This is a genomic window from Protofrankia sp. BMG5.30 (assembly GCF_001983005.1).
In the GTDB taxonomy this organism is placed as follows: domain Bacteria; phylum Actinomycetota; class Actinomycetes; order Frankiales; family Frankiaceae; genus Protofrankia; species Protofrankia coriariae.
This window is the reverse complement of record NZ_MOME01000005.1, coordinates 17,972-42,939: the sequence shown is the minus strand read 5'-3', so window position 1 is coordinate 42,939 and position 24,968 is coordinate 17,972. Positions and strand designations below refer to the sequence as shown.

Genomic DNA, 24,968 nt, shown 5'->3' with positions numbered 1-24,968 from the left:
CGCCCCCCGCAACCGCCCATACACCGGGTTCCCGCCAACGTGCGGGAAACCCTGCGATGGTGGGCCCGGGCCCCGACTACTCCTCGGCCGTCCTGCGGCGGGCCGTCCGTTTGACCCGGKGCCGACCGGTTCCGATCACGAATGACATGATCAGGTGGTTCCAGGAGCAGGACGTGCAGACCTCCACGACGTAGACCCGTAGCTCGCTGAACTGCCGCGCGAGGGCCGGTAGGTCCCTGGTCGCCCGTACCCGGCCGGAACTGACGCCAAGCTCGTCACCGTAGGTATATGTGATGTTGATCAACGGCTCGCGGCCCCGGCAGACCGGGCAGCGTCTGCCGCTCGCCTCTCCGTGATATCTGGCCGCCCGCAGCAGGTACGGGTGCGCGTCACACACATCCGTGGTCGACACTCTGCCGGCAYGCAGGTCAGCGAGTGTCGCCCGCCGGGCGAGCGCGTAGTCGACAACCGACCGTGGACGCATGGCATAAGACGGTACGCCGGATGCGTCGCGCTGGCAGACGCTCCGGACACAAGCCCATGCGACGCCGAAAGAGCTCCGGGCGCCGGACACGGCACGTAACGGTTGTCCATACAAATACCGACAGGACGGGCTCCGGRCCGGTCGCAACGATCCGGCCATCCCGCCTTTCCGTACCGGACACCCCCGGTTGCCTTCGTTATCCCGAAGTGGCATGCTCGATGTATCGAAACGATATGTCTTACAGAGACGTCCCGGCTAGAAAGATCCTGGTCAGAGATGTCCTGGCCGGCCGCGGTTCCCAGCCGGGTACGGTCCCAGCCGGGTGCGGTCCCAGCCGGGTGCGGCGCCGCACAACTCGTACGGACACAGTTCATACAGATACAGCTCACACACGACGCAGCTCCGCGGTGACACAGCCTTGCGGTGGCACRGCTCCGTGACGGCACGGCTCACCGCCGGATCAGTACGTCCCATCGCCGGATCAGCACAGACGAACAGATCGAACCGACGGATCGCGGCGCCGAGCCGCCCTGGACACACCGGTCACGTCAGCGTCACGGCTGGCCATCCGATGACTTCCGAGGAAAGGAGCGAGGATGTTGGAGCTGGCCGTCCTCGCGCTGCTCTCCGAGAGCCCCATGCACGGCTACGAGCTGCGCAAACGCCTCAACACCGTGCTGGGGACCTTCCATCGCTTCAGCTACGGCTCGCTGTACCCCTGCCTGCGCAAGCTGCAGGCCGAGCACTACGTCACGGCCGACGACTCCAGCGCCGCGAACCGTCTCGGYGGCCGCAGCCGCGTCGTCTACACCCTCACCGCCGAGGGCAAGGAGCGCCTGGCCGCCCTGCTCGGCGAGGGCGGCCCGTCCTCCTGGGAGGACGAGATGTTCGGCGTCCGGTTCGCGTTCTTCGGCAAGACCGACGCGGACGTGCGGCTGCGCATCCTCGAAGGCCGCCGCGGCCGCCTGGAGGAACGGCGCGAGAAGGTCCGCTCCGCGCTGGCCAGGACCCGTGAGCGTTTCGACTCCTACACCCTCGAGCTGCAGCGCCACGGTCTTGAGTCCGTCGAACGCGAGGTTCGCTGGCTGACCGAGCTGATCGAGACGGAACGCGCGCAGGCACCGGCCAGCGGACGCGCGCGCCCGGCGACGACCGTCGGGCCGCCGGGCGGACCACCCGCGGAAACATCCACAGAGTTGTCCACCGATCCGGCGCCGCCGACGCCGTCGGATCCGGGGGGAAACGGCAACGAGGCCCCGCCCGCGCGCTAGTGCCCGCGCCGGTGCGCCCACCTCGCCCCGGATCCCACCCACCCGCCTCCCACAACCCAGAAGGAGCAGACCGTCATGGGTTCGGTACGTGTCGCCATCGTCGGTGTAGGCAACTGCGCCGCATCCCTCGTCCAGGGGGTCGAGTACTACCGCGACGCTGATCCGTCCGCACAGGTCCCGGGCCTGATGCACACCCAGCTCGGGGAATAYCACGTCGGGGACCTGGAGTTCGTCGCCGCGTTCGACGTGGACGCGAAGAAGGTCGGGCGGGACCTGTCCGAGGCCATCGGCGCCAGCGAGAACAACACGATCAAGATCGCGGAGGTGCCTCCGCTCGGAGTCACCGTCGCCCGCGGACACACCCTCGACGGCCTCGGCCGCTACTACCGGGAGACGATCGCCGAGTCCGACGACACCCCGGTGGACGTCGTCGCAGCCCTGCGCGAGGCCCGGGCCGACGTCCTCGTCTGCTATCTGCCCGTCGGCTCCGAGGATGCKGCGAAGTTCTACGCCCAGGCCGCGATCGACGCCGGCGTCGGCTTCGTCAACTGCCTGCCGGTGTTCATCGCGGGCCGCCCCGAATGGGCGGAGAAGTTCCGCGCCGCGGGCGTCCCGATCGTCGGCGACGACATCAAGTCACAGGTCGGCGCCACCATCACCCACCGGGTGCTCGCCAAGCTGTTCGAGGACAGAGGCGTCGTCCTGGACCGCACGATGCAGCTCAACGTCGGYGGCAACATGGACTTCAAGAACATGCTCGAGCGGGACAGGCTGGAGTCCAAGAAGATCTCCAAGACGCAGGCGGTGACCTCCCAGGTCTCCCACGAGATCGGCAAGGACAACGTCCACATCGGCCCGTCCGACTACGTCGCCTGGCTGGACGACCGCAAGTGGGCCTACGTCCGGCTGGAGGGCCGCGCGTTCGGCGACGTGCCGCTGAACCTGGAGTACAAGCTCGAGGTCTGGGACTCCCCGAACAGCGCCGGCGTCGTCATCGACGCGGTCCGCTGCGCCAAGATCGCCCTTGACCGGGGTGTCGGCGGGCCGCTGCTCGCGGCATCCTCCTACTTCATGAAGTCGCCGCCGGAGCAGTACCGGGACAACATCGCCCGGGACAAGGTGGAGGCGTTCATCCTGGGCGAATAGTCCGTCCTGGGCGAATAACGGCCCTTCGCGGCGACCAACGGCCGTGGAGGCCACCGGTGAACGGTGCCCGGTCACCTGGAGGGGGTGGCCGGGCACCGTTGTGCCCGGACCCGGTCGGGCGATGTGGCAGAGCCTGGGCCCGCCCGGGCATCTGTGCCGGAGCCCGGTCAGGGCCGGCTGTCCGTGGCGGGACCCGGTCAGGCGGGGGCGTCGGCGCACCGGTGGGGCTGGCCCGCCGTGGTGGGATCCGCCGTCGCGGTGGCCGCGGGCAGGCGACGGGCTGCGGTCACCGTCGGATCGGGAGCCGGCGTCCGCGGGTCGCGGGCCCGCAGGTACAGCAGCGCGCACACGATGAAGCCACCGCCGGCGACCAGCACCATGACAGGCGACCGCCCGGTGGGCGGCAGCGTGATCGCCRCCAGTGCCGCGGCGGCCACGTAGGCCACGTTGAACAACAGGTCGTAGAGGGAGAAGGCGCGGCCCCGGTAGGCGTCCTCGGTCTGTTCCTGGACGATCGTGTCCACACAGATCTTGCTCGCCTGGGCGGCGAACCCGATCGGGACCGACCCGGCGATCAGCAGCGGTGACGAGAACGGCAGGCACAGGGCGATCTCGATGATCCCGGCGGCGAGCAGCACCAGGCTGATCCAGACCTGCTTGCTGACCAGCCGGGTCACCCGCGGGGTGACGAGCGCGGCCGCGACCGTGCCCGCCCCGCTGGCCGTCACCAGCAGCGCGAGACCGCCGAGACCGCCGTCCGCGCCGGTGAAGTAGTTGCGGTAGAGCAGGATGGCCATCACCGTCGTCAGGCCGTACGCCGCCCGCGAGCCGGTCAGCGTGGCGAGCGCATACCGGGCCGGGCGCCGCTGCCACAGGTGGCCGGCGCCGGCCGCCAGCTCCACGACCACCTGCCGGGCTTCGCGCAGCAGCCCCTGCCCGGGTGGGGAGTGCAGCGGCCCGAACTCGTACCGGCCGGCGCGGCCGGCGGTGCCCGCCGCGGCCAGGTAGACCACGGCGGAGAGCGCGGCGACCAGGGCGACGCCCGCGTCGTCGCCGCCGATCAGCCCCCGTATTCCGCTGCCGATCCCGGCGCCGACCAGCGTCATGACCGTCCCGGACGTCACCGACAGGGCGTTCGCCGTGACCAGCCGCCCGGTCGGGACGACAACGGGCAGCCCCGCGGACAGCGCCGCGAGCACGAGACGGTTCACGCTGAACACCGCGAGCGCGCTCGCGTAGAAGTCGACGCCGGTGTGGCCGGCCGCGATGAGCAGGACGAGCAGGACGAGCAGCACCGCCCGGGCCAGCGCGCACAGCACCAGCACCCGCTGCCGGGAGATCCGGTCGAGCACGATCCCGGCGAACGGGCCGATGACGCTGAACGGCAGCACCACGATCGCCAGCGATGCCGCGAGCGCCGTGGCCGACGTCGCCCGTTCCGGGGAGAACAGCACGTAGCTGACCAGGCTCGCCTGGAACACGCCGTCGGCGGCCTGCGAGGTCAGGCGGGCGGCATAGAGCCGCCGGAATCCCGTCAGCCCGAGGAGCTGTCGCAGATCTCCGGCCCGCGCCACACCCCTGAGCCTACGGACCCACGCCCCGCCAGGGCGCGGGGCTCACCCGATGCCACGCCCGGGATCCACCAGGCCCGTGGCCAGCCTGCGGCCCCGCCCGCCCCGGCGCAGCCGCGCGAGACACACGCGCCCCCTGCCATGGATGGCGGCGGCTCCTACCCGCGTCCGCCCCTGCGGCCCTGTGGCCGCTCCGAGCCGTAGGTGAAAACCGTTGTTCCCGCAGCGGCAGCCACCTACGGCTTCCGCTGCTGTAGGTGGTTTCCGCTGTGATGACAGCGGTTTCTGCCTACGGCCGAGCAGGGCCGGGTGCCGGGCCGGGCTGGGCGCCAGGGTTGGGGCCGGGGCCGGCCTCGACTGCGGGGCCAGCTTCGGAAGCGGAGACGGAGTTGGGGGCCGGGGGCTCGCCGGGGATGGGGACGTTGTTCGCGCGGGCCCAGCGGAACAGCTCCGCCTCGGCCGCCGCACGCCCGACCAGGCCCGCCTCGAAGCGGAAGTCGAGCATGTGCGCCCGGGCCTGCCCCACCAGCCGGCCGGGGGTCAGGCCCAGCAGCGCCATGATGTCGTCCCCGGACAGCTCCGGGCGGATCGCGGCGATCTCCTCCTGCTCGGCCAGCCGGGCGATCCGCTCCTCCAGCGCGTCATACGTGGCGGCCAGCATCTCGGCCTTGCGCCGGTTGCGCGTCGTGCAGTCCGAGCGGACGAGCTTGTGCAGCCTGGACAGCTGCGGCCCGGCGTCGTGGACGTACCGGCGCACCGCCGCGTCCGTCCACTCCCCGCGCCCGTAGCCGTGGAAGCGCAGGTGCAGGAACACCAGCAGGGTGATCGCGTCCGCGACGTTCTTGGGGAAGCGCAGCGCGGCCAGGCGCTTACGGGTCATGTCGCGCCCGACCACCTCGTGATGGTGGAAGGAGACACCGCCGCCGGGGGCGTGCCGGCGGGTCCGCGGTTTGCCGATGTCGTGCAGCAGGGCGGCCCAGCGCAGCACCTCGTCCGGGCCGCCGCTGGGCGGCGGGTCCTCCAGGGCGATGGCCTGGCGCAGCACGGTCAGGGTGTGGGCGTAGACGTCCTTGTGCTGGTGGTGCTCGTCGATCTCCATCCGCAGCGCGGGCAGTTCGGGCAGGACGATGTCGGCGACGCCGACGTCCACCAGTCGGGTCAGCCCGGCGACGGGGTCGGCCGCGACCATGAGTTTGCGCAGCTCGTCCCGGATGCGTTCAACAGAGACGATCTTCAGCCGGGGTGTCCGCGAACGCATCGCCGCGACCAGTTCGGGCACCGGGACCAGGCCGAGCTGGGCTTCGAAGCGGGCCGCGCGCAGGATGCGCAGCGGGTCGTCGTCGAAGGACGCCTCCGGGGAGCCGGGTGTGCGCAGCACCTTGCGGGCGAGATCGCCCAGGCCGCCGAAGAGATCGATGAACTCGTGGCCGGGCACGGACACCGCCATGGCGTTGACGGTGAAGTCACGGCGGACGAGATCACCCTCGAGGGTGTCACCGTAGGCGACCGTCGGGTTGCGTGAGGTGCGGTCATACGCCTCGGTCCGGTAGGTGGTGACCTCGAAACGCACCCCGGAGCGGATCAGCCCGACGGTGCCGAACGCGATTCCCGCCTCCCAGACCCCGTCCGCCCAGGCACGGGTGATGTCCAGAATCTGTTCGGGGCGGGCGTCCGTGGCGAAGTCGAGGTCGGCGTCGGACGGGCCGGAACGGCCGAGCAGGGCGTCCCGGACGGACCCGCCGACCAGATACAGGCTGTAGCCGGCGTCAGCGAAGACCCGTCCAAGAGCGTCTGCCGCGGGCGGAACCTTGAGCAGGGCGCTTACCGCCCGCTCCGCGGAGTCACGTGGATTGTCCAAGCAGATCACCGACACCGCCCCAGGGTATAGGCGGCCAGGGCGCGAACGCCCATGGTTACTGAGCACCTGTGCTGAGCATCTGAGTACGGATGGCCGAGGTTGTCGAGCCGAGCTCCCGGGTACGGGCGACCCGGGTGTGAACCCCGCTCATGGCCGCGCCGGCCTCGCCCGACGCGGGGTCAGCGCGGTCATGGTGCGGTGGGCACCGAGGGGTACGAGCGTCCGGGTCATGAGCGGTCCGGGCACGGCGGGGCCGCGGCGTGCACCGTTCGGTATCGGGGCCGCCGCGAGCGGGCGGGGTACGGGCGCATGCTGGGAGAAGTGGCGCGCAAGGCTCGTACGATCAGCCCATGGCCCCGTTCCCGGCATCCCCTCGGCGGCGGTTGCGCCAGGTGGAGGAGACTTCGGCGGGTGGGCTGGTATTGGACGACCATTCGGAAATGGCCAATGCGGCACTGATAGCACGTCGTGACCGACATGGCCGTCTGCTGTGGTCGTTACCGAAGGGCCACGTCGAGAACGGGGAGACAGCGGAACAGACGGYGGTCCGGGAGGTGGCGGAGGAGACTGGTGTGACCGGACGGGTACTCGGTCAGCTCGGGATGATCGACTTCTGGTTCGTCGCCGGACGGACGCGCGTGCACAAGACAGTCCACCACTATCTCCTGCTCCGCACGACCGGGGAGCTCTCGGACGTCGATATCGAGGTCACCGAGGTTGCCTGGGTGCCGCTGGCCGAGGTTCCGCGCCGGCTCGCCTATGCGGACGAACGCAGCCTCCTGCGCCGGGTGCCGGCCATTCTCACGGACAGCGTGTGACAGCCGGCCAGGCGCGTCCGGCGGCGCGGCGCACCGCTGTGGTCGCCGTAATCATGCTGTCAGTGACATTTTTGCTGCTGAGCACGACGATGGCCCGCGCCCGGGCCGACCCGTCATCCACAGGTTCCACATATGTATCCACAGGTTCGTCCACAGACCCCGCTGGACCTGTGGACCTGGCCGGGCCCACGGGCTCGGCCAGGCGCGTGGGCCCGGCGACCGCCACGGGCCGCGCTGCTCCACAACCGTGGCCGCGGCCCACCGAGGTGGTCCGGTCCGCCCAGTCCGCCGGGACGGTCCAGTCCACCGACCAGTCCATCACGGCGGTCCGGTCCATCACGGCGGTCCGGTCCGCCACGGCCGTGGCCACCGGTGCCGCCCGGCCGGTCCGGGTGGCGCTCGACAGGCTGCCCACCGTCGCCGGGCCACAGCTGCCCCTGACCGTCACCGGTCATCTGGAGCTCACCGGCGCCGAGCAGATCTCCGGCGTGGAGATACGGGCCGAACTGGCGCGCCCGGTATCCAGCCGCAAGGAGCTGGCGGACCTGCGTGAGAACCCGGCCGCCCCGGCCGGGCTGAACTATCCGACCACGGTGCTGTCCGAACCGGTGGCGAGCAGGCTCGTGCCAGGAGGGCTCCCGGCCACGTTCACCGTGGGCGCGCGGCTGACGGGGCTGGGCCTGCCGACCGCGCTGCGGATCTACCCGTTGCGTTTCACCGCCTCCGGCGTCGTCAACGGCCAGCGCCAGGTCGTCGGGACGACCTACTCCTTCCTGATCTGGGCTCCGGCCACGGTGACCGCCCCCACCCCGGTCTCGGTCGTGCTGCCGCTGGCGGAGGTGCCGCGGCTGCGTGCCGACGGCCGGCTCACCGACGACGACCTGACCGAACTGGTGGCCCCCGGCGGCCGGCTGAACCGGCTGCTGAGCGCTGTCGCGCCGGTCAACGGCCGGCCGGCGCCACCCGTCGCCCTCGCGGTCGACCCGCTCCTCGTCCAGACGCTTCAGATCATCTCCAGCGGTCCGTACGAGGTGGCCACGCCGTCCGGTCCCAGCCCCCGGCGGGCGGACCGGGACGCCGAGGCCTTCCTGGCAAAGCTGAAAGCGTTCGCGGACGCCGGCGGCACGATCTTCGCCCTGCCCTACGGCGACGTCGACGTGGTGGCGCTGACCCGCGCCCAGGAGTTCCACAGCATCCTGGTGGCGCTGCTGACCGGCCGGACCGTCGTCGCGAACGTGATCGGCCGCGGCCCGGACGCGACGATCGCCTACCCCGGTGACGGGCTCATCGACGCCCCCACCCTCGACCTGCTGCGCCGCATGGGCATCACGACCGTGATCGCGGACTCCCGCCTGCTGCCACCGAAGGACCCGGAGAAGACCTATACCCCCGCGAGCGCCACCGGGATCCCGACATCCGGCGGCGTCGCACGGGTACTGGCCGCCGACCAGCAGCTCGGAGAGCTGGCGGCCGGTCCCGCCGGTCCCGTCAGCGAGACCGACCTGCCGACCCAGGCGGAGTCGTTCCAGAACCTCCTGGCCGAGACGGCGATGATCACCGCTGAGCGGCCGGGGCTGGCCCGCCCCCAGACGATCGCGCTGCCGCGTTACTGGGACCCGCCGGCCGGCTGGGCGCAGACGGTCGTGGGCGGCCTGTCCACGCCGTTCTCCCGACCGGTCGCGCTGCCGTCGACGCCGGCGGCACAGGCTGCCTCCGCGGAAACAGGCTCGGCGGGAAGTGGCTCCGTGGCGCAGGCCGTCCCGGCCGACGAGCGCGGCCGGCTGACCTACCCCGACTGGGCCCGCGCGGCCGAGCTGCCGATCTCCCGGGTGATCGCCGCCGAGGACCTGCGCAGCCAGATCCACGCGCTGCGGTCCRTCCTGTGCCCGCCGGACTCGGGCGCCGCCGGCGTGCGCAACTGCGCCGCCGCGGGCATCGACGCGATGGAGAACACGCTCACGTCGTCCGAATCGGTGGCCTGGCGAACGGGCGCCGCCGGCACGGACGGCGCCGACGAGCTGGGCACGGGTGTTGCCGGCGCGGTGCGGGCGCTGCGGGACGGCATCCGGGTGGTCGCCTCCCGCAGTGTGTCACTGACCGGCAAACACGGGACGGTCCCGGTCACACTCGAGAACAACACCGAGGCCGTCATCAACGTGGTGCTCTCGCTGTCCTCGAGCGACCGAGCCCGGCTACGATCGGCGACCCAGGTTAAACTCACGGTGCCACCTTTGCAGAAGGTGCAGGTGGAGATCGAGGTCGATGCCGAAGGTGCCGGTACGTTCCCCGTCGATGTCACCATCCTCACCCCGGCCGGCAAGCCGCTGTCAGCCGCGCCGCCGGTGCGGATCCTGGTGAAGTCCACGGTCTTCGGCGTGATAGCGGTGGCGATAACGGGAGGGGCCCTGGCGGTTCTGGTGTTCGCGGTGCTGGTCCGGCTGGTCCGCCGGTTGCGGACGTTGCGCGGCCGGACGTCCACCGGAGCGTCCGCGCGAACCGAACCGGCCCCGCAGGGCGGTGGGTCCACCCTGGCCGAGCCACCGGAGGCGGCCGGGCCGCAGAGGCTGCCCGGGGCAGCCGGGGTGTTCGGGCTGTCCGGGGGGCCCGGACCGTCCGGGACGCCCGTGTCCGCCGTCCCGGATGGTCCGGGCCCCCATGAACGCGAAGGCGTGCCCGATGCCGCCTCCGCTGACGGCCGGCGCACCGACGTCCCCTCGGAGGACGACGGCCTGGCGTGGCTGCTGCGCGCCGGTCACGCCTCCGGTGGCCGGGGAAGACAACGGTGACGGCCGGCGCTGGCGACGGGACCAGGAACGGCGGGAGCCACAAGCCGCCGGCCCGCCACCGCCGTCGCTCCGGCTTCGACCCGGCCGGGCCGACAAAGCCGATGGCCGGGCCGGTCGGCGTACCGTCGCCCGCCCCCACCCCGGATGCCGGGCGGCGGCCGGCCCCGCCACCCGGCGGCGGCCGAGGCCACCCACCGCCCCACCGGCCGCAGGAGCCGCCCCACTGGCCGGAAGAAAGGCGGAGGCGACCGGCGGAGCCACAGCCACCGGCGGATCGGGGACGGCCCGCGGGTGGCCGGGCCGGGAAGGCTCCCGGGGGCAGGGCCATGACCCTCGGCCGGGCCAGTGGCACCATGGCGATCGGTACGGTCGCCTCCCGGGCGTCGGGGTTCCTGCGGACGGTGGCGATCGCCGCGGCGATCGGCACCGGCGCGGTCGGGGACGCCTACAACGTCGCCAACACCACCCCGAACATCCTCTACGACCTRCTGCTCGGCGGGGTGCTGTCCAGCGTGATCGTGCCGGYGCTGGTCCGGGCGGCCAGGGAGGACGAGGACGGGGGCGAGGCGTTCGCGTCCTCGCTGCTCACCCTGGTGGTGCTGGGGCTCGGTGTCATCGTGGTGGTCGCGACGATGGCCGCCCCGGCCATCGTGGGCGTCTACCTGGTCGCCGGCGGCGCCGAGCAGGATCTCGCCGTGACGTTCCTGCGATGGTTCCTCCCGCAGGTGATCTTCTACGGGCTGGGCGCCACGATCGGGGCGATCCTCAACGTCCGCCAGTCGTTCGCCGCGCCGATGTTCACGCCGGTGCTCAACAACCTGATCGTGATCGCGACCTGCGTGGCGTTCATCTTCGTGCCCGGGCCGCGCCCGCCCACGGTCGGTGGGATCAGCGACACCCAGATCACCGTGCTGGCCGCCGGCACCACCCTCGGCGTCGTGGTCATGACGTTCGCGCTGCTGCCGTCGCTGCGGGCGGTCGGCYTCCGCTACCGGCCGCGGCTGGACCTCACCCATCCCGGGCTGCGCCAGGCGATGCGGCTGGCCGGCTGGACGCTGCTCTACGTGGCGATCAGCCAGGTCGGCTACCTGGTCATCGTGCGTCTCGCCAGCTCCACGACGGCGTACACCGTGTACACGTACGGATACCAGATCTTCCAGCTCCCCTACGCCATCGTCGCGGTGTCGGTGATCACCGCGCTGTTGCCGCGGATGAGCGTGCACGCTGCGGACAACCGTCGCGACCTGGTCCGCCAGGACCTGTCCACCGGGACGCGGCTGGCGGCGGTGGTGATCGTGCCGGCGGCGCTCGCGCTGCTGGCGCTGGGCCGCCCGATCGCGGTCGCGCTGTTCAACCACGGCGCGGTCAGCCACGCCGAGGCCCTGCGCATCGGTGACACCCTGGCCGCGTTCGCCGTCGCCCTGGTGCCGTTCTCGCTGTTCCAGGTGCAGTTGCGGGTGTTCTACGCCCAGCAGGACAGCCGGACCCCCGCGCTGGTCAACATGGGGATCGTTGCCACCAACATCGCCGGCGCGGCCGCGCTGAGCGCGCTGCTGCCCGACCGGCTGCGGTCGGTGGCGCTGGCGCTGGCCTTCGCCGTGTCCTACCTGGTCGGGGTCGCGGTCTCCTCGGTCCTGCTGCGGGGCCGCCTGGGCGGTATCGACGCCGGCCGGATCGCCCGCATGCTCACCCAGGTGACCATCGCYGGCGGGCTGGGCGCGGTCGTGGCCGCGGGGGTCTGTGCCCTGGTGYGGGAGGCTCTCGGCCAGGGCTGGCTCGGTTCGGGCGTGAGCGTCGTCCTCGCCTGCGCGGTGGGACTGCCCGTCTACCTGGTGGCCATCGTCCGGATGCGGCTGCCCGAAATGGCCGCGCTCGCCACAACCGTCCGGGGCCGATTTGGCTCACGATCGACACACTGATCCCGGCCACAACCGACACTGTGCCCGGACGCTCCCTCGCGGGCTCGTACACTGAACAGGCTGCATCCGGCTACGACAGTCGGACGCGTCGGTGATGACGGAGGCACTGTGGTCGACGGGCACAACCGACCGCCACAGGTCGACGTCGATAATGACGTGACGAGCAGCGCGACCTGGAAGGCCGGCACCGTGGCGGCACCGGCGTCCCCCGACGCCACCGGCCCGATGGATCCCCCCGGGCCCCCCACCCTGCCGGTCAGCACCGTGCTGGACGGCAGATATCAGCTTCTGTCGGTCATGCACGCGCGTGGGCCGGTCACCCTGTGGCGCGGTGAYGACCGCATCCTCGCCCGGCCCGTCGCCRTCCGCGTGGTGCAACACGCCGGCACCGGCGCGCGCGACTCCGCGGCCCTCGACCGTGCCGCCGAAATGCTGCTGTCGGCTGCCATCGGTTCCGGCCGGCTGGTGCACCCTGGCGCGGCATCGACGTACGACGCCACGTCGACCACCACCGATGTCGGCCGTGTCTCCTACGTGGTGAGCGAATGGGTGGAGGGCCGCTCCCTGCAGGCGCTGTCCGCGCAGCGGCCCCTGCGCCCGGACCAGGCCGCGACCGTCCTGCTCGCCGTCGCCCGGGTGCTCGCCGCCGCCCACGAACGCGGCATCCACCACGGTGACCTGCGCTCCAGCGACGTCATTGTCTCCGGCCACGGCATGGTCAAGGTCGTCGATCTCGGTACCGGCTCGGTCGTGGCGGCGCTGGAGAAGGGCGCGCACAGTCAGGCCGAGCCCTGGGCCGGCGCCGACGGCCCAGGCCGTGACACCGAGGATGTCCGGGCCATGGGCGGTCTGCTCTACGCCGCGCTGACCGGGCACTGGCCGTTGGCCTGYGGCGACACCGGGCTCCCCCCGGCGGCCAGGACCGACGACGGCCGGGTGTACTCGCCACGACAGGTCCGCACGGACGTCCCACCGGACCTCGACGCGCTCACCCTGGCCGCGCTCGGGGACGACCGCGGCCGCCGGCCGGCGATCACGTCCGCGGCCGAGCTCGCCGAGGCGCTCGAGGATCTCGCCCCCGCGGACGGCACCCTGGATCTCGGCCGGGTCCGGTTCGACGACGAGCCGTCGCTGACCCGGGCCATGACCGCGGGACCCTCGACCTCCGGTTACACCGTGGACGGGTTCGACGCGGACCCCCACGGCCCGGCAGGCTCCTACGGCCCGCCGGGGAGCGCGGCGTACCCGCCTGGCGGCACCGGCACCGGCGGCTATCGCGGCGGTTACCGGGACGACCGGGGCCGCCAGGACGACGGCCGCTTCCCGACGGATCGCCCCCGCCGCGGCCGTTCCGCTCCCGCCTCCGGGGCGCCCGGCTTCCTCAGCGACCACCCGGACGAGCGGGGTGCCCGGCGATCGCGTGGCCCGCGGCCGCGCCGCAGACTGCTGCTCGTGGCCGGGCTCATCGCCACCATCGCGATGGTCGCGGTTACGGTGACCTCGGTCGTGCTGACCCGCGGTACCGACAAGAAGGCTCCGGCCGCCCCGTCCGCGGCCCCGTCCGCGACCGCCCCGGCCAGTACCGGTGAGCCGCTGCTGACCCCGAACGTGCTGGCCTTCGACCCACCGCCCGGGCAGAACGGCGAGAACGACGCGGAGGCGCCGAAGGCCATCGACGGCAACCCGTCCACCGTCTGGACAACGGAGGGGTACAACAACACCGACGGCCGGCAGTTCGGCGGGCTGAAGTCGGGGGTGGGTCTCCGGCTGGACTTTGGCCAGCCCGTCACCGTCCGCCAGATAACGATTACTTTTGGTTTCGGTCCTACCGCGTTCGAGCTGCGTGCCGGTGACGCCGCCGTGAACGACGTCAACGCCTACAGCGTGGTCCTCCCCGAAACCGTCGCCACCAACACGACCGTGTCCGTCCCGGCGACGACCGCCCACCGGTACTGGGTTGTCTGGCTGACCAGGTTGCCGACGGTGGACGACGGCCGGTTCAAAGGCGCTGTCGCGGACGTCTCCTTCCGCTCCTGACCAGCGGGAAGAACGCTCCGGCCTGGCCTCGCAGCCCCGTGACCCCCGCCCAGCCGCCCGCCCCTGGCAACGGCGCGCCGGACGGCACGGCCGACGAGAGCGCGGCCGACGCCGGCACCATCACCCCGGCTCCAGCCGCGCTTACCCCAGCTGGRYCAGCTGGCCCAGCCAACGCGGTGAACCCAGCCAACGCGGTGAACCCAGCCAACGCGGTGGAGCCGGCGAATGCGGTAAGCGCGGCGACCGCCCCGGTGACGCCGGCGGAGCGCGACCGGGCACTGCTCCGCCGGCATGTCGACGGGGACCCGGACGCCTTCACCGAGCTGGTACGGGCCCACAGCGGCCGCGCGTGGGCGGTGGCACTGGGCATGCTGCGGGACCGGGATGACGCCGCTGACGCCGTTCAGGAGGCGATGCTGTCGGCCTACCGCGGTGCCGCGGCCTTCCGCGGCGAGGCGTCGGTGTCCACCTGGCTGCACCGCATCGTCGTCAACGCCTGTCTGGACCGGCTGCGCCGGCGCGCGGCCCGTCCACAGGTCCCGCTGCTCACCGGTGGCGATGGTGACGGCGGTCATGGTCACGGTGGCGGTCGTGGCGGCGACGAGCCGGCCGAGCCGCGTGACGCCATCGTCGAAGGTGAGACGCGGCTGGCCGTCGAATCCGCGCTCCGCCGGCTTCCGGAACCGCTGCGGCTGGCGGTGATACTCGTCGACATCCAGGGCTGGTCGGTCGCGGACGCGTCCAGGCTGCTCGCGGTCCCGGTGGGCACGGTGAAAAGCCGCTGCGCGCGGGGGCGCGCGAAGTTGGCTGTAATGCTCGACTACCTGCGTCCCGGGAACCCTGCGCCGCTCGATTCCGTCAGTCAGAGCAGGCACGTCAATACGCCCGGAGCGGTCGGAGGAGGTGTCGGCGATGACCACTGATCGGCATCCGGATGTGGAGCACCTCGATGCCTACGCCGGTGGGGACCTTTCGGTGTCCGCCGTGGAACTCCACGTCCGCGGCTGCCCGCAGTGCGGCGAAACCGTGGCGGCGCTGCGTCGGGTGCGCCACGACCTCGCCGCGCTGGCCTCGGTGACCATGCCGGAGGACGTCGCGACCAGGCTGTACGCCGCCCTGGTCAGCGAGCAGGAGCGGTACCGGCCGGCCGGCCCGGACGGCGGCGCCCACCCCGGCCCGGCTGAGGCGGACGGGCGCGGGCTGGCGCCGCCGCGGTCGGTGCCACGCCGGCCGGTGCGCTGGCTGCGGCCACTGAGTCCGCTGCGGCCATCCCGCGCACGCACCCGGTCATATCCCGGGGCGCCGGGATGGACGCGTGGCCGGGGCCGGCCGGCCGGGCGGCCGCTGCGGGTGGGGCAGGTCCCCCCGTGGCTGAGCGCGGCAGCAGCATGCCTGACAGTAATCGTCGCGGTGGTCGGCCTTGTGGGGGTGCTGGGCCGCAACACCGGGCGAAGCAGCGTCGGCGAGGCCGTCAGCCAGGCCGTGGCACCGCTGTCGGCCGACATCACCGGATCGTCCGAGGGGACGCGCCGCGCCGCGGGGGCCGACTCAAGCGGCAGCGCGGCGGCCCCGCCAGCCCCCGCCGCCCCCGCGGCAACGGCGGCTGGCGGCGGGGAGACCACCACCGCCACGGCGGCGATATTCGCGCACACCGGGCATCTGCTCAGCATCTCCGACATCCCTCGGCACACCCTCGACCTGCTGTCCGGGCGGATCAAGGGGACGTTCCAGGCGCCGCTGCGCGACTACGGCGCCGCCCCCGCGGTGCCACCCGCCGCGGCGGCGGCCCTCATCACCGAACTCACTCAGYCGGATCTGCGCACCTGCTATCTCAGCCTGGCGACCCAGACCGGCGGCAACATCATCGCTTTGGATCTCGTTGCCTTCGGCGGGCGGCCGGCGGTGCTGGTCGTGCTGTCCGTCCCGACCGATCCCGACAAGCTGCAAGTGATCGTTCTTGACGAGCGGTGCGGAGTGACCAACATCGCAGCCGCGATGTGGTACAGCACCACCACATCCCGGTGGTAGTCACCTGGGCCGCGGCTGCCGGATGTTGGTCGACGTGGGCGCCGCCCGCGCGGCCGAACATCCGTCGGACGCGGCCCAGATCATGCCCAACCGCTGGTCATCGGTGTGCCGGTAACGATCCCCGGCCCGCCGCGGAGTAGCTCTGGCGTTGCCTCGACAGTTCCGGCTCCACCGCCGGGCAGCCCCCGACGGTGGAGCCGGAGCGCCGGTCGGGCCCACTTGGTGGCGCCGCGGGAGCGCCGGCGGGCGGGCCCGGCGGCGGTACGGGAGCACAGCCGAGGGAATCGGGTGCGCAATGGGACAGTTGTGGGTGGCGCACGGCCTCACCGGCGACAGCCGGCGATCTGAAGGGACAGGTGGAAATGTGACCGCGCACAGCAGCGGGAACGAATCGCGCATCCCGGACGTCCGGGATCCCGATGTCCGAGATGTCATCATCATCGGATCCGGTCCGGCCGGCTACACCGCGGCGATATACACGGCGCGCGCGAACCTGCGCCCCCTGGTCTTCGAGGGTGCGGTATCGGCCGGCGGCGCGCTGATGACCACTACCGAGGTGGAGAACTTCCCCGGTTTCCCCGATGGCGTCCAGGGCCCCGACCTCATGGACGGCATCCGCCGGCAGGYCGAGCGCTTCGGCGCGGAACTGCTCGCCGAGGACGTCACCGCGGTCGACCTGCGGGCCGACCCGAAGATCGTAACTGTCGAGGACCAGACCTACCGCGCCCACACTGTGATCATCGCCACCGGCTCGGCGTACCGCCGGCTGGGCCTGCCGGACGAGGAGCGGCTGCTGGGACGCGGGGTGTCCGCGTGCGCGACCTGTGACGGCTTCTTCTTCCGGGACCAGGACATCCTCGTCGTCGGCGGCGGTGACTCCGCGCTGGAGGAGGCGACGTTCCTGACCCGCTTCGGCCGGTCCGTCACCGTCATCCACCGGCGGGACCGGCTGCGGGCAAGCGTGATCATGCAGCAGCGCGCGTTCGCCAACGACAAGATCCGATTCCGCTGGAACGCCGAGGTCGTGGCGATCCTCGGCGAGGAGCGGGTCACCGGCGTCCAGGTCCGCGACACCGTGACCGGCGAGACCAGCGAGATAGCCGCCAGCGGGCTGTTCGTCGCCATCGGCCACGAGCCACGCACCGAGCTCGTCCGCGGCCAGCTCGACCTGGACGCCGCTGGTTACGTCGCGGTCGAGCATCCGTCCACCCGCACCAACCTGCCCGGTGTGTTCGCCTGCGGCGACGTCGTGGACCACATCTACCGGCAGGCCATCACGGCGGCCGGCACCGGGTGCGCCGCGGCGCTGGACGCCGAACGCCATCTGGCCGCCCGTGAGGGCGAAGCCGGCCGGCCGCCCCGGGCGCCCGCCGAGGCTGTCGCCGGGGCGGCCGCGTCCTGACCACCCCGCCAACAACTCGATCATGCCTGTGCTGACCGGGTGCGGCTCCGGTCGCGGCGTTCCCGGCCAGCACGACCGTCCACGCAGCGTCCATCGATGACGATCGGCCCAGCGGCGACAACCGGAAGCATCGACAACAACCAGGAGGAGATCACTATGGCAGGAGCCACCCAGCCCGTCACCGACAACAGCTTCACCGAGGAGGTACTGAAGAGCAAGGTGCCTGTCCTGGTCGACTTCTGGGCGGAGTGGTGCGGGCCCTGCAGGCTGGTCGCCCCGGTCCTCGAGGAGATCGCCGCCGAGCACGGTGACAAGCTACGGGTCGTCAAGCTCAACATCGACGAGAACCCGCAGACCGCTCGGCAGTACCAGATCCTGTCCATCCCCACCCTGGCCGTGTTCGTCAACGGCGAGGTGGACAAGAGCATCGTTGGCGCGAAGCCGAAGGCCGCCCTGCTGCGGGATCTCTCCGCGTACATCTGAGGCGCCCGCGGACGACGCCCACCCTGAAGGGGCGCGCCCGTGGCCTCCGCGTCCCACCACACCTGTGGCCTGTCTGGATCGGTCCGCTGATCCAGACAGGCCACAGGTGTGAAAGAAACACGACCGCGCCGCCCCTGCCCGCCAGGAGCCGCACAGGCCGAACCGCCGACAGCACGAGAAAATCCACCACCGCCACCCGGCTGCCCCACGACCACGGCGGTGGCGGCAGGACGAGCCGCTAGCCTGTGTCTCCGTGACCCGTCCGCGAGCAGGTTCGAGTGGTAACCGCAGGATCAAACTCCTGCGTCTCGGCGACCGCGACCCTTCGGTCGCCGAGATACGCGCCGCGCTGATCTCCCTGTCGTTCCTGCCGGCCGCGCCGCACCAGCAGGAAGCCCCCGCGGCCGGCCGGCCGCGGCCGAGCGGGACGGATCTGCCGCACCCGGCCGGCCCGCCCGGCGCCGGGCTGCCGGACGGCGGACCACGAAGCGGCACACGGGCGGGGGCACCCGACACGCCGATGCCGGCGGCAGCCCGCTTCGACGCCGCCCGCGAACTCGATGCCGCCCTGGAGTTCGACGCCGCCCTGGACCGGGCCGTCCGGGCGTTCCAGCAGAGCCGGGGGCTGTCCGCGGACGGCATCGTCGGCCCGGACACCTTCCGCGCCCTTGAGGAGGCCCGTCGCAAACTGGGCGACCGGTTGCTCTTCTACAGCGTCAACCACCCCTTCATCGGGGATGACGTGGCGGCGCTGCAGGAACGGCTGTCGAACATGGGGTTCGACGTGGGGCGGACGGACGGCATCTTCGGCCCGCGGACCGAGGCGGCGCTCAGGGACTTCCAGTACAACCGCGCGCTGGAGCCCGACGGCCGGTGCGGGCCGCTGACGCTGCGGGAGCTGAAGAAGCTCGAGCGCACCGTCGTCGGTGGCCGCCCGGACGTGCTGCGGGAGTCGGTGCGGCTGCTCCAGCGGGGCCCGTCCCTGCTCGGTGTCGTGGTCGCGGTCGACCCCGGCCACGGCGGGAACGACCCTGGAGTCACCGTCGGCGACCTGTGCGAGCGCGATCTCATCGCCGATCTCGCCGCCCGGTTGGAGGCCCGGCTGCTGGCCTCCGGTCTGGAGGCCTACCTCCTGCACGGCCCGCACGAGTCCCCGGACGACGTCGAACGGGCGCACCGCGCGAACGAGATCGGCGCGGACCTGCTGGTGTCGCTGCACCTGGACGCGGGGAAGTCACCCCAGGCCCAGGGAGTGTCGTCCTACTACTTCGGCAACGCCCGGGGCTCGTCCGCCGTGGGCGAGCGTCTTGCCACGCTCGTCCAGAAGGAGCTGGTGTCCCGCACGGACCTGGTCAACTGCCGGACCCACGCCAAGACGTGGGAGCTGCTCCGGCGGACGAGGATGCCGGCGATCCGGACGGATCTGGGATATCTGACGAACCCGCACGACGCCGCCGCGCTGGGGTCGCCGGAGTTCCGGGACACGGTCGCCGAGGCAATCCTCGCCGCGGTGCAGCGGCTGTTCCTGCCGCCGGATCTCGACCCACCGACCGGCCAGCTGCGGGTCCCGACCCTCGCCTCCCGCCGCCCCCGCTGACCGGGAGCCTGCCACCAGGGGCCTCCCCGGTCCCCGGACGTTCTGGAGGGCATGGAGGCCTTTCCCCACGCCGGTCCGCCCCATCCGGTGCCGTCCGGACGGCCCGGCGTCGTTAGGACCGTCCCGCGCCGTCCCTCGCTGTTAGGACAGGCCGGCGGAACGGCGGAACGGCCCGCTCTCGCCGGGGGATGTGTCGGCGGGGACGGACGGCGCAACCACGGGAATCGGAAGAGCAGGAGCGGCCGAGGCCATCGGAAGACTGCCGGACGGCCGAGGTCAGCTCGCCGGGACGGTCCCGGCGACGCTTCCGACCTGACGCAGCATCCCTTCGGGCGCCATCGACCCGAGCAGCCGTTCCAGAGCCACCTCGACGTCCTCCCGCCAGCTCACGGTGTTCTTGACCTCGAGCCGCAGCCGTGGCCACCGGTGGTGGGGCCGCACGGTCTTGAAGCCGACGGCGAGCAGGTAGTCGGCGGGCACCACGCACCGGGTGCCTTCGCCCTTGAGGTCACCGAACGCCTCGATGGCGCGGAAACCACGCCGGAACACGTCCTTGGCAATCGCCTGGACGAGGATGCGCCCGAAGCCCTGCCCGGCGAAGTCCTCCATGATTTTCACGGTCATGAGCAGGACGGCGTCCGGGCTGACCGGGCTGGTCGGGAAGGCGACCGACCGGGGTACGTACGCGGCCGGCGCATACATCGCGAAACCGGCCGGGACGCCGTCCACATATGCGATCTTTCCGCAGCTTCCCCACTCGAGGAGGGTGGAGGACACCCACGCCTCCTTCTCCAGCGCGGTGTCTCCGGCCTCCTCGGCACGGCTACGGGCGACGGGGTCGAGCTCCCAGAAGACGCATCGGCGACATCGCACCGGCAGATCGTCGATGTTGTCGAGAGTGATGTTGGCGATGCGGCGGCTCATAGCTCGACGATCCACCCGGCCCGGGTTCTGGCGGCGACGGCAACGCTGACATCTCGCACAGGGTCAGACTAGCCCGGCTGCCCGGATCCTCATCGGCCTGCCCCGGATCCGCCCAGCCGTGTCGGGCTCGGCGAGGGCGTGTCCGATGGCTGTTGGTCGATGTGGGCGGCGATCCAGGCGGACTCCCGCAAGGCGGAGGAGGAGCGCACAGCGGAGTTATGGGCGGCGGCGACACGGCGGGGGTTGTCTGGGCACCGCCCGCGCGATCGATACAGCCACCAGGCACGCCCTGGTGCCGCGTCAGTCAACGCTCACCAGCACGGCCGTGTTTTTCCGGGCTTTTCCGCATCTGGGCCGTATCCCGAGCGCCCGGACGCGGGAGCGGGCCGGGGTCCAATCCATGACCGCGGGCGCCCCGGCCCCTGAGTGGCCTCAGGCGTCCGAGGGCTCGCGCCTACGAACATGCTCATCGACGCGCGCCCGCTCCGCGGTCAGCGATCAGGCGCCTGGAACATCCGGGGCCCGCGCTTCGAGCGTCCCCGCGACGGTGTTCGGTCAGCCCTCCGGGGCGGGTGAAGGCCCGCGTGCGGCCGCGCTGTTTCACGTGGGCACGAGGTTCCACGTGAAACAGCGGCGCTTCCTCGTCTTCCTCGTCCGGGCCGGGAGCCCTCACCCGGACGAGGAAGACGAGGAAGCGGCTCCCGACGCCGTCATCACCGCGACGATCCGCTCCAGGTCCTCGATGCTCGCGAACTCGACGGTGATCTTCCCCTTGTTCCGACCCATGTCGACCTTCACCCGTGTGTCGAACTGGTCGGAGAGACGGGATGCGAGCTTGTGCAGGGCCGGCGAGGTGACCCGCGGGCGGCGGGGCGGCGTCCGCCGCGGCCCCTCCTCGCCCAGCGCGACGATCTCCTCGACGGCCCGTACGGACAGTCCCTCGGCGACGATGCGGGTGGCGAGCCGGTCCTGCGCATCGGGATCCTCCAGCGACAGCAGCGCGCGGGCGTGGCCGGCCGAGAGCACGCCGGCTGCCACCCGTCGCTGCACGGCCGGCGGCAGCCCCAGCAGCCGGATCATGTTGGTGACGTGGGAGCGGGAGCGCCCGAGCTTCCCGGCGAGTTCCTCGTGGGTGGCGCCGAAGTCGCGCAGGAGCTGCTCGTAGGCGGCCGCTTCCTCCAGCGGGTTGAGCTGCTGGCGGTGCAGGTTCTCCAGCAGGGCGTCGCGCAGCATGGCGTCGTCGGCGGTGTCCCGCACGATGGCGGGGATCTGGCTGAAGCCCGCGAGCTTGGACGCCCGCCAGCGCCGTTCGCCCATGACCAGCTCGTAGCGTCCGGGCATGATCTCACGGACGACGATGGGCTGGAGCAGGCCGACCTCACGCAGGCTCGCGGCCAGCTCCTCCAGGGCGTCCTCGTCGAAGTGCGTCCGCGGCTGGCGGGGGTTCGGCGTCACCGAGTCGACCGGGACCTCCCGGAAGGTGGCGCCGTGGACGGGCGTCGGCCCGACCTGCAGCCCGAAACCGTCACCGATGCCCGTGCTGATCCCGCCGGCGCCCTCCGTCCCGGTCGGGATCAGTGCTCCCAGGCCGCGTCCCAGCCCACCCCGGCGCGCGGTCACACTCCCACTCCGTTCGGCTCGAAGCCCCGTTCGGCGATTTCACGCGCGGCGGCCAGATAGGACARTGACCCGCGGGAGGCGGGGTCGTAGGTCAGCACCGAGCGGCCGTAGCTCGGCGCCTCGGCGATCCGCACGTTACGCGGGATGGTCGTGCCCAGGACGCGGTTGCCGAAGTGCTCCTTGACCTCGTGCACGACCTGGTCCGCCAGCCGCGTCCGCGAGTCGTACATGGTCAGGATGATGGTGGACAGCCGGAGTTCCGGGTTGAGATGTGCCTGCACAAGTTCGACGTTACGCAGGAGCTGTCCGAGCCCCTCAAGCGCGTAGTACTCGCACTGGATGGGGATCAGCAGCTCCTTGGCGGCCACCAGGGCGTTGACGGTGAGCAGCCCGAGGCTCGGCGGGCAGTCCACCAGGATGTAGTCAACCTCCTGCCGCAGCCCGGCGATCGCCCGGCGCAGCCGGGTCTCCCGGGCCACCACCGACACCAGCTCGATCTCCGCGCCGGCGAGGTCGATCGTGGCCGGGGCGCAGTACAGCCCCTCGGCCTCGGACGACCTGACGACGACCTCCTCAAGCGGCCGGTCCCCGAGCAGCACCTCGTAGATGGACGGGACACCGGAACGGTGGTCGACCCCGAGAGCCGTCGATGCGTTGCCCTGTGGGTCCAGGTCGATGCAGAGGACCCGGCATCCGTGCATGGCGAGGGCCGTGGCGAGATTGACCGTGGTGGTGGTCTTCCCCACCCCGCCCTTCTGGTTCGCCACGGTGATGATGCGCTGTCGCGTCGGCCGCGGAAACGGCCGTCGTCGTTCCATTGTCAAGGCTTCCACTGCYGCTGCTGCCGCCGCTCCGATAGGGGTGGATGGATCGTTCGTATCCAGTGACGTGTCGGCGGGCCGAACCCCGTTCCGCACCGCGCGCATGGATCTGTTGCTTCCTCCTGGCGCTGTTTCACGTGGAACGTGCGCGCCCACCTGCACGTTGCGCCTCCCGTCCTCGCCGCGTTTCACGCGTTTTCCCACTTCCCTGCCGGCGCCCAGGCTGTGGTGCGGCATGGACGGCGCGCAATACGGTGGTCGGTTCAGTCACCCTTCCGACCCCGCACTTCACGACGGCCACATCACGCCAGCCCTGGGCCTCCAGCTCACCTCGCGCGATCGACAACTCCTCGACAACGCCTGCCCCGCGCAGTGCAAGCATGACACCGCCCGGTTTCACCATTGGCAGGAGCATCGCGCCCAGCCGTTCCAGGGGCGCGAGGGCCCGTGCAACGCAGACGTCGAACGCGTGGGTCTCCACGGTAGCGGCAGCGTCGGGCGCGCGTCCGCGAAGCACGGTGACCCGCCCCTCAAGACCGAGCCGGCCCACCGCCTCCTGAAGGAACAGACATCGGCGCTGCATCGGCTCGAGAAGGGTCACCCGCAGATCGGGACGAGCGAGGGCGAGCGGTATCCCGGGCAGGCCGGCTCCGCTGCCCACGTCCACGACGGCTGCCGCCTGATCGATCGCCTCCGCCACGACCGCGCTGTTGAGCAGGTGACGCTCCCAGAGCCGGTCGGCCTCTCTAGGGCCGATCAGGCCGCGTTCGACACCAGCGGTGGCAAGGAGGTCCGCATAGACGCGGGCGAGCTCGAAACCGGCTCCGAAGACCTCGGGAGCGACGGACGGAGGATCGTACACAGGCACCATCCGACCAGCATGCTCGACAGCGGGACACAAACGGCGCAACCAGCCTTCGGCACGCTCCGGGATTCCCACCGGATCGACTTCGCCGGCCTGGCAGGCCCGAGAAGCGGTCCGGGGATCCGCTCCGGATCCGCTCCTGGCGGACGCGGCGGACGCGGCGGACGCGGCGGACGCGGAAGCCTGTCCCGGAGCCGGTCTGGGCGAGCGCCCGGAAGAGCACGGGCCAGCGGGACGCCGGACGGCATTCGCGATCTCGCGGATTCACGACCGACAGGGATCAGGCAGCCCGGCCACCGCGCCGACGGCCAGGACGCCTCCGATGCCCGCCACCCCGGTACCCGTGAGCTGCCCCGGGCCCTGGTCCTGGGCCGGAGATCAGGCCTCCTGCCTCGGCCATCGCAGGATGACCGGGAGGTCCGGCCGCTCATTGTCCAGCAGCACGTCAGCGACGTCCATGGGCGCGGCCAGCGTCCGGTAGAGCTCCTGCCCTGGCAGGTAGCGCCGTTCGTAGCGCTCGCGAACCGCGTCCGTCGACCCGAACAAGGCGACGGCCCGACCCAGCCCGCGGCGCGGCGACTCCGCCGGGCTGACCCGCACGAAGACGCTGACCTCCCAGCAGGCGCGCAGTTCCTCACGCAGCAGGAAAACGCCGTCCAGCAGCAACACCGCGTTCTGTGCGGCGGTCCGCTCCGGCACGCTACGGGCGGYATCGTACCGATGATCGAAAATGGCATTGCGAAAACGCCGGTCGCCACCCGGCCCGAGTGGGTCGATGACAAGATGTCGAAGAGCCGCATAATCAAACGAATCGAAGAAATAGCCCACTGGCGACAGCGCGCCTCTGCGACGGCGAACGGCTTCCGGGTGGTGGAAACCGTCGATGCTCATGGCACCACCGGCCTGCCCAGGCGCGTGACGCTCCGCGCGAGCTCGTCGGCCAGCGTGGTCTTGCCCGCGGCGTCCGGCCCGTCGACGGCCACCCGGAGCACCTGGTCCGGCCGGGTGGTCACCAGCAGGTCCGTCAGGGCTTCGATCACACGCGTCCGTGCACATCCCGCATCCGGGCCACCGGCTCATGGCGAGAGACCGTATCGAGGCTGGTAACGATGAACAGCGTTGACACCGAGCGGCACACCAACACCGACCACTCGGGATCCCCCGGCAACGACCAAACGGGAAACACAGCCCGCCCCGACGCGGGCCATCTGATCAGGCACCGCGTCGCTCACGGCTTCCGGGACCATGCCCAGCACCGTCCACATCCATCACCGCCCGCACCGCCGCTGCCCGCACCACCACCGCCCGACGACACGCACTCCGAACAAAACCACCCGG

Annotated in this window: 20 protein-coding genes; 11 read left to right on the top strand and 9 right to left on the bottom strand. The window is 71.8% G+C overall.

What is annotated here, in order from left to right:
* Window positions 1–76: 76 nt before the first annotated feature.
* Window positions 77–484 carry a DUF5318 family protein gene (locus BL254_RS02030; RefSeq protein WP_076842360.1) on the bottom strand — a complete coding sequence of 136 codons (408 nt, stop codon included), beginning with the start codon at window positions 482–484 and terminating at the stop codon, window positions 77–79.
* 596 nt (window positions 485–1,080) lie between these two features.
* Here BL254_RS02030 and BL254_RS02025 point away from each other — a divergent pair.
* A complete protein-coding gene (locus BL254_RS02025) occupies window positions 1,081–1,755 on the top strand; it encodes a PadR family transcriptional regulator (RefSeq protein ID WP_047223600.1) in 675 nt (224 codons plus the stop codon).
* Between the two features lie 75 nt (window positions 1,756–1,830).
* Entirely contained in the window at window positions 1,831–2,901 is a 1,071-nt protein-coding gene (locus BL254_RS02020) for an inositol-3-phosphate synthase (RefSeq protein ID WP_047223601.1), read from the top strand.
* 197 nt (window positions 2,902–3,098) lie between these two features.
* On the opposite strand, the gene BL254_RS02015 is transcribed toward BL254_RS02020, so the two are convergent.
* The gene (locus BL254_RS02015; RefSeq protein WP_076842359.1) at window positions 3,099–4,475 is read right to left on the bottom strand and encodes an MFS transporter; all 1,377 of its coding nucleotides are present in this window, start codon (window positions 4,473–4,475) and stop codon (window positions 3,099–3,101) included.
* 286 nt (window positions 4,476–4,761) lie between these two features.
* Complete coding sequence (locus BL254_RS02010) at window positions 4,762–6,339, bottom strand: CCA tRNA nucleotidyltransferase (RefSeq protein ID WP_047223641.1); 1,578 nt, start codon at window positions 6,337–6,339, stop codon at window positions 4,762–4,764.
* A 341-nt stretch (window positions 6,340–6,680) separates the two neighbouring features.
* On the opposite strand from BL254_RS02010, the gene BL254_RS02005 reads away from it, so the two are divergent.
* The 9 genes from BL254_RS02005 to BL254_RS01965 all read left to right on the top strand — a co-directional run bounded on the left by BL254_RS02005 (window position 6,681) and on the right by BL254_RS01965 (window position 19,400).
* A complete protein-coding gene (locus BL254_RS02005) occupies window positions 6,681–7,148 on the top strand; it encodes an NUDIX hydrolase (protein WP_175648262.1) in 468 nt (155 codons plus the stop codon).
* Window positions 7,145–9,934 carry a DUF6049 family protein gene (locus BL254_RS02000; RefSeq protein ID WP_371389820.1) on the top strand — a complete coding sequence of 930 codons (2,790 nt, stop codon included), beginning with the start codon at window positions 7,145–7,147 and terminating at the stop codon, window positions 9,932–9,934. Before BL254_RS02005 ends, BL254_RS02000 begins: the two co-directional genes overlap by 4 nt.
* Before the next feature lie 326 nt (window positions 9,935–10,260).
* The gene (gene murJ / locus BL254_RS01995; RefSeq protein WP_076842357.1) at window positions 10,261–11,853 is read left to right on the top strand and encodes a murein biosynthesis integral membrane protein MurJ; all 1,593 of its coding nucleotides are present in this window, start codon (window positions 10,261–10,263) and stop codon (window positions 11,851–11,853) included.
* A 108-nt stretch (window positions 11,854–11,961) separates the two neighbouring features.
* Entirely contained in the window at window positions 11,962–13,890 is a 1,929-nt protein-coding gene (locus BL254_RS01990; RefSeq protein ID WP_076842356.1) for a protein kinase family protein, read from the top strand.
* 38 nt (window positions 13,891–13,928) lie between these two features.
* Window positions 13,929–14,813, top strand: coding sequence for an RNA polymerase sigma factor SigM (sigM, locus tag BL254_RS01985; protein ID WP_254857719.1), 885 nt, complete (start codon window positions 13,929–13,931; stop codon window positions 14,811–14,813).
* Window positions 14,803–15,918 carry an anti-sigma factor gene (locus tag BL254_RS01980; RefSeq protein WP_139342136.1) on the top strand — a complete coding sequence of 372 codons (1,116 nt, stop codon included), beginning with the start codon at window positions 14,803–14,805 and terminating at the stop codon, window positions 15,916–15,918. Before sigM ends, BL254_RS01980 begins: the two co-directional genes overlap by 11 nt.
* A gap of 364 nt (window positions 15,919–16,282) precedes the next feature.
* Window positions 16,283–17,320, top strand: coding sequence for a thioredoxin-disulfide reductase (trxB, locus tag BL254_RS01975; RefSeq protein WP_076842354.1), 1,038 nt, complete (start codon window positions 16,283–16,285; stop codon window positions 17,318–17,320).
* Window positions 17,321–17,476: 156 nt separating this feature from the next.
* Window positions 17,477–17,803: a thioredoxin gene (gene trxA, locus BL254_RS01970; RefSeq protein ID WP_013875632.1), complete on the top strand. Its 327-nt coding sequence runs from the start codon at window positions 17,477–17,479 to the stop codon at window positions 17,801–17,803.
* A gap of 292 nt (window positions 17,804–18,095) precedes the next feature.
* Window positions 18,096–19,400, top strand: a complete 1,305-nt coding sequence (locus BL254_RS01965; protein ID WP_076842453.1) for an N-acetylmuramoyl-L-alanine amidase — start codon at window positions 18,096–18,098, stop codon at window positions 19,398–19,400.
* A gap of 276 nt (window positions 19,401–19,676) precedes the next feature.
* Here the strand turns inward: BL254_RS01965 and BL254_RS01960 are convergent, their stop codons facing one another.
* The 6 genes from BL254_RS01960 to BL254_RS29210 all read right to left on the bottom strand — a co-directional run bounded on the left by BL254_RS01960 (window position 19,677) and on the right by BL254_RS29210 (window position 24,670).
* Window positions 19,677–20,324: a GNAT family N-acetyltransferase gene (locus BL254_RS01960; RefSeq protein WP_047223609.1), complete on the bottom strand. Its 648-nt coding sequence runs from the start codon at window positions 20,322–20,324 to the stop codon at window positions 19,677–19,679.
* A gap of 669 nt (window positions 20,325–20,993) precedes the next feature.
* Window positions 20,994–21,944 (bottom strand): ParB/RepB/Spo0J family partition protein, encoded by a 951-nt coding sequence (locus BL254_RS01955; protein ID WP_076842353.1) that lies wholly within the window; start codon window positions 21,942–21,944, stop codon window positions 20,994–20,996.
* Complete coding sequence (locus BL254_RS01950; RefSeq protein ID WP_076842352.1) at window positions 21,941–22,870, bottom strand: ParA family protein; 930 nt, start codon at window positions 22,868–22,870, stop codon at window positions 21,941–21,943. The genes BL254_RS01955 and BL254_RS01950 overlap by 4 nt, the downstream gene beginning before the upstream one ends.
* A gap of 28 nt (window positions 22,871–22,898) precedes the next feature.
* Window positions 22,899–23,636 carry a 16S rRNA (guanine(527)-N(7))-methyltransferase RsmG gene (gene rsmG, locus BL254_RS01945; RefSeq protein ID WP_047223611.1) on the bottom strand — a complete coding sequence of 246 codons (738 nt, stop codon included), beginning with the start codon at window positions 23,634–23,636 and terminating at the stop codon, window positions 22,899–22,901.
* Window positions 23,637–24,008: 372 nt separating this feature from the next.
* Window positions 24,009–24,521 (bottom strand): uridine kinase, encoded by a 513-nt coding sequence (locus BL254_RS01940; RefSeq protein ID WP_371389815.1) that lies wholly within the window; start codon window positions 24,519–24,521, stop codon window positions 24,009–24,011.
* Window positions 24,518–24,670: a hypothetical protein gene (locus BL254_RS29210; RefSeq protein ID WP_338052753.1), complete on the bottom strand. Its 153-nt coding sequence runs from the start codon at window positions 24,668–24,670 to the stop codon at window positions 24,518–24,520. Before BL254_RS29210 ends, BL254_RS01940 begins: the two co-directional genes overlap by 4 nt.
* Window positions 24,671–24,968 lie beyond the last annotated feature (298 nt).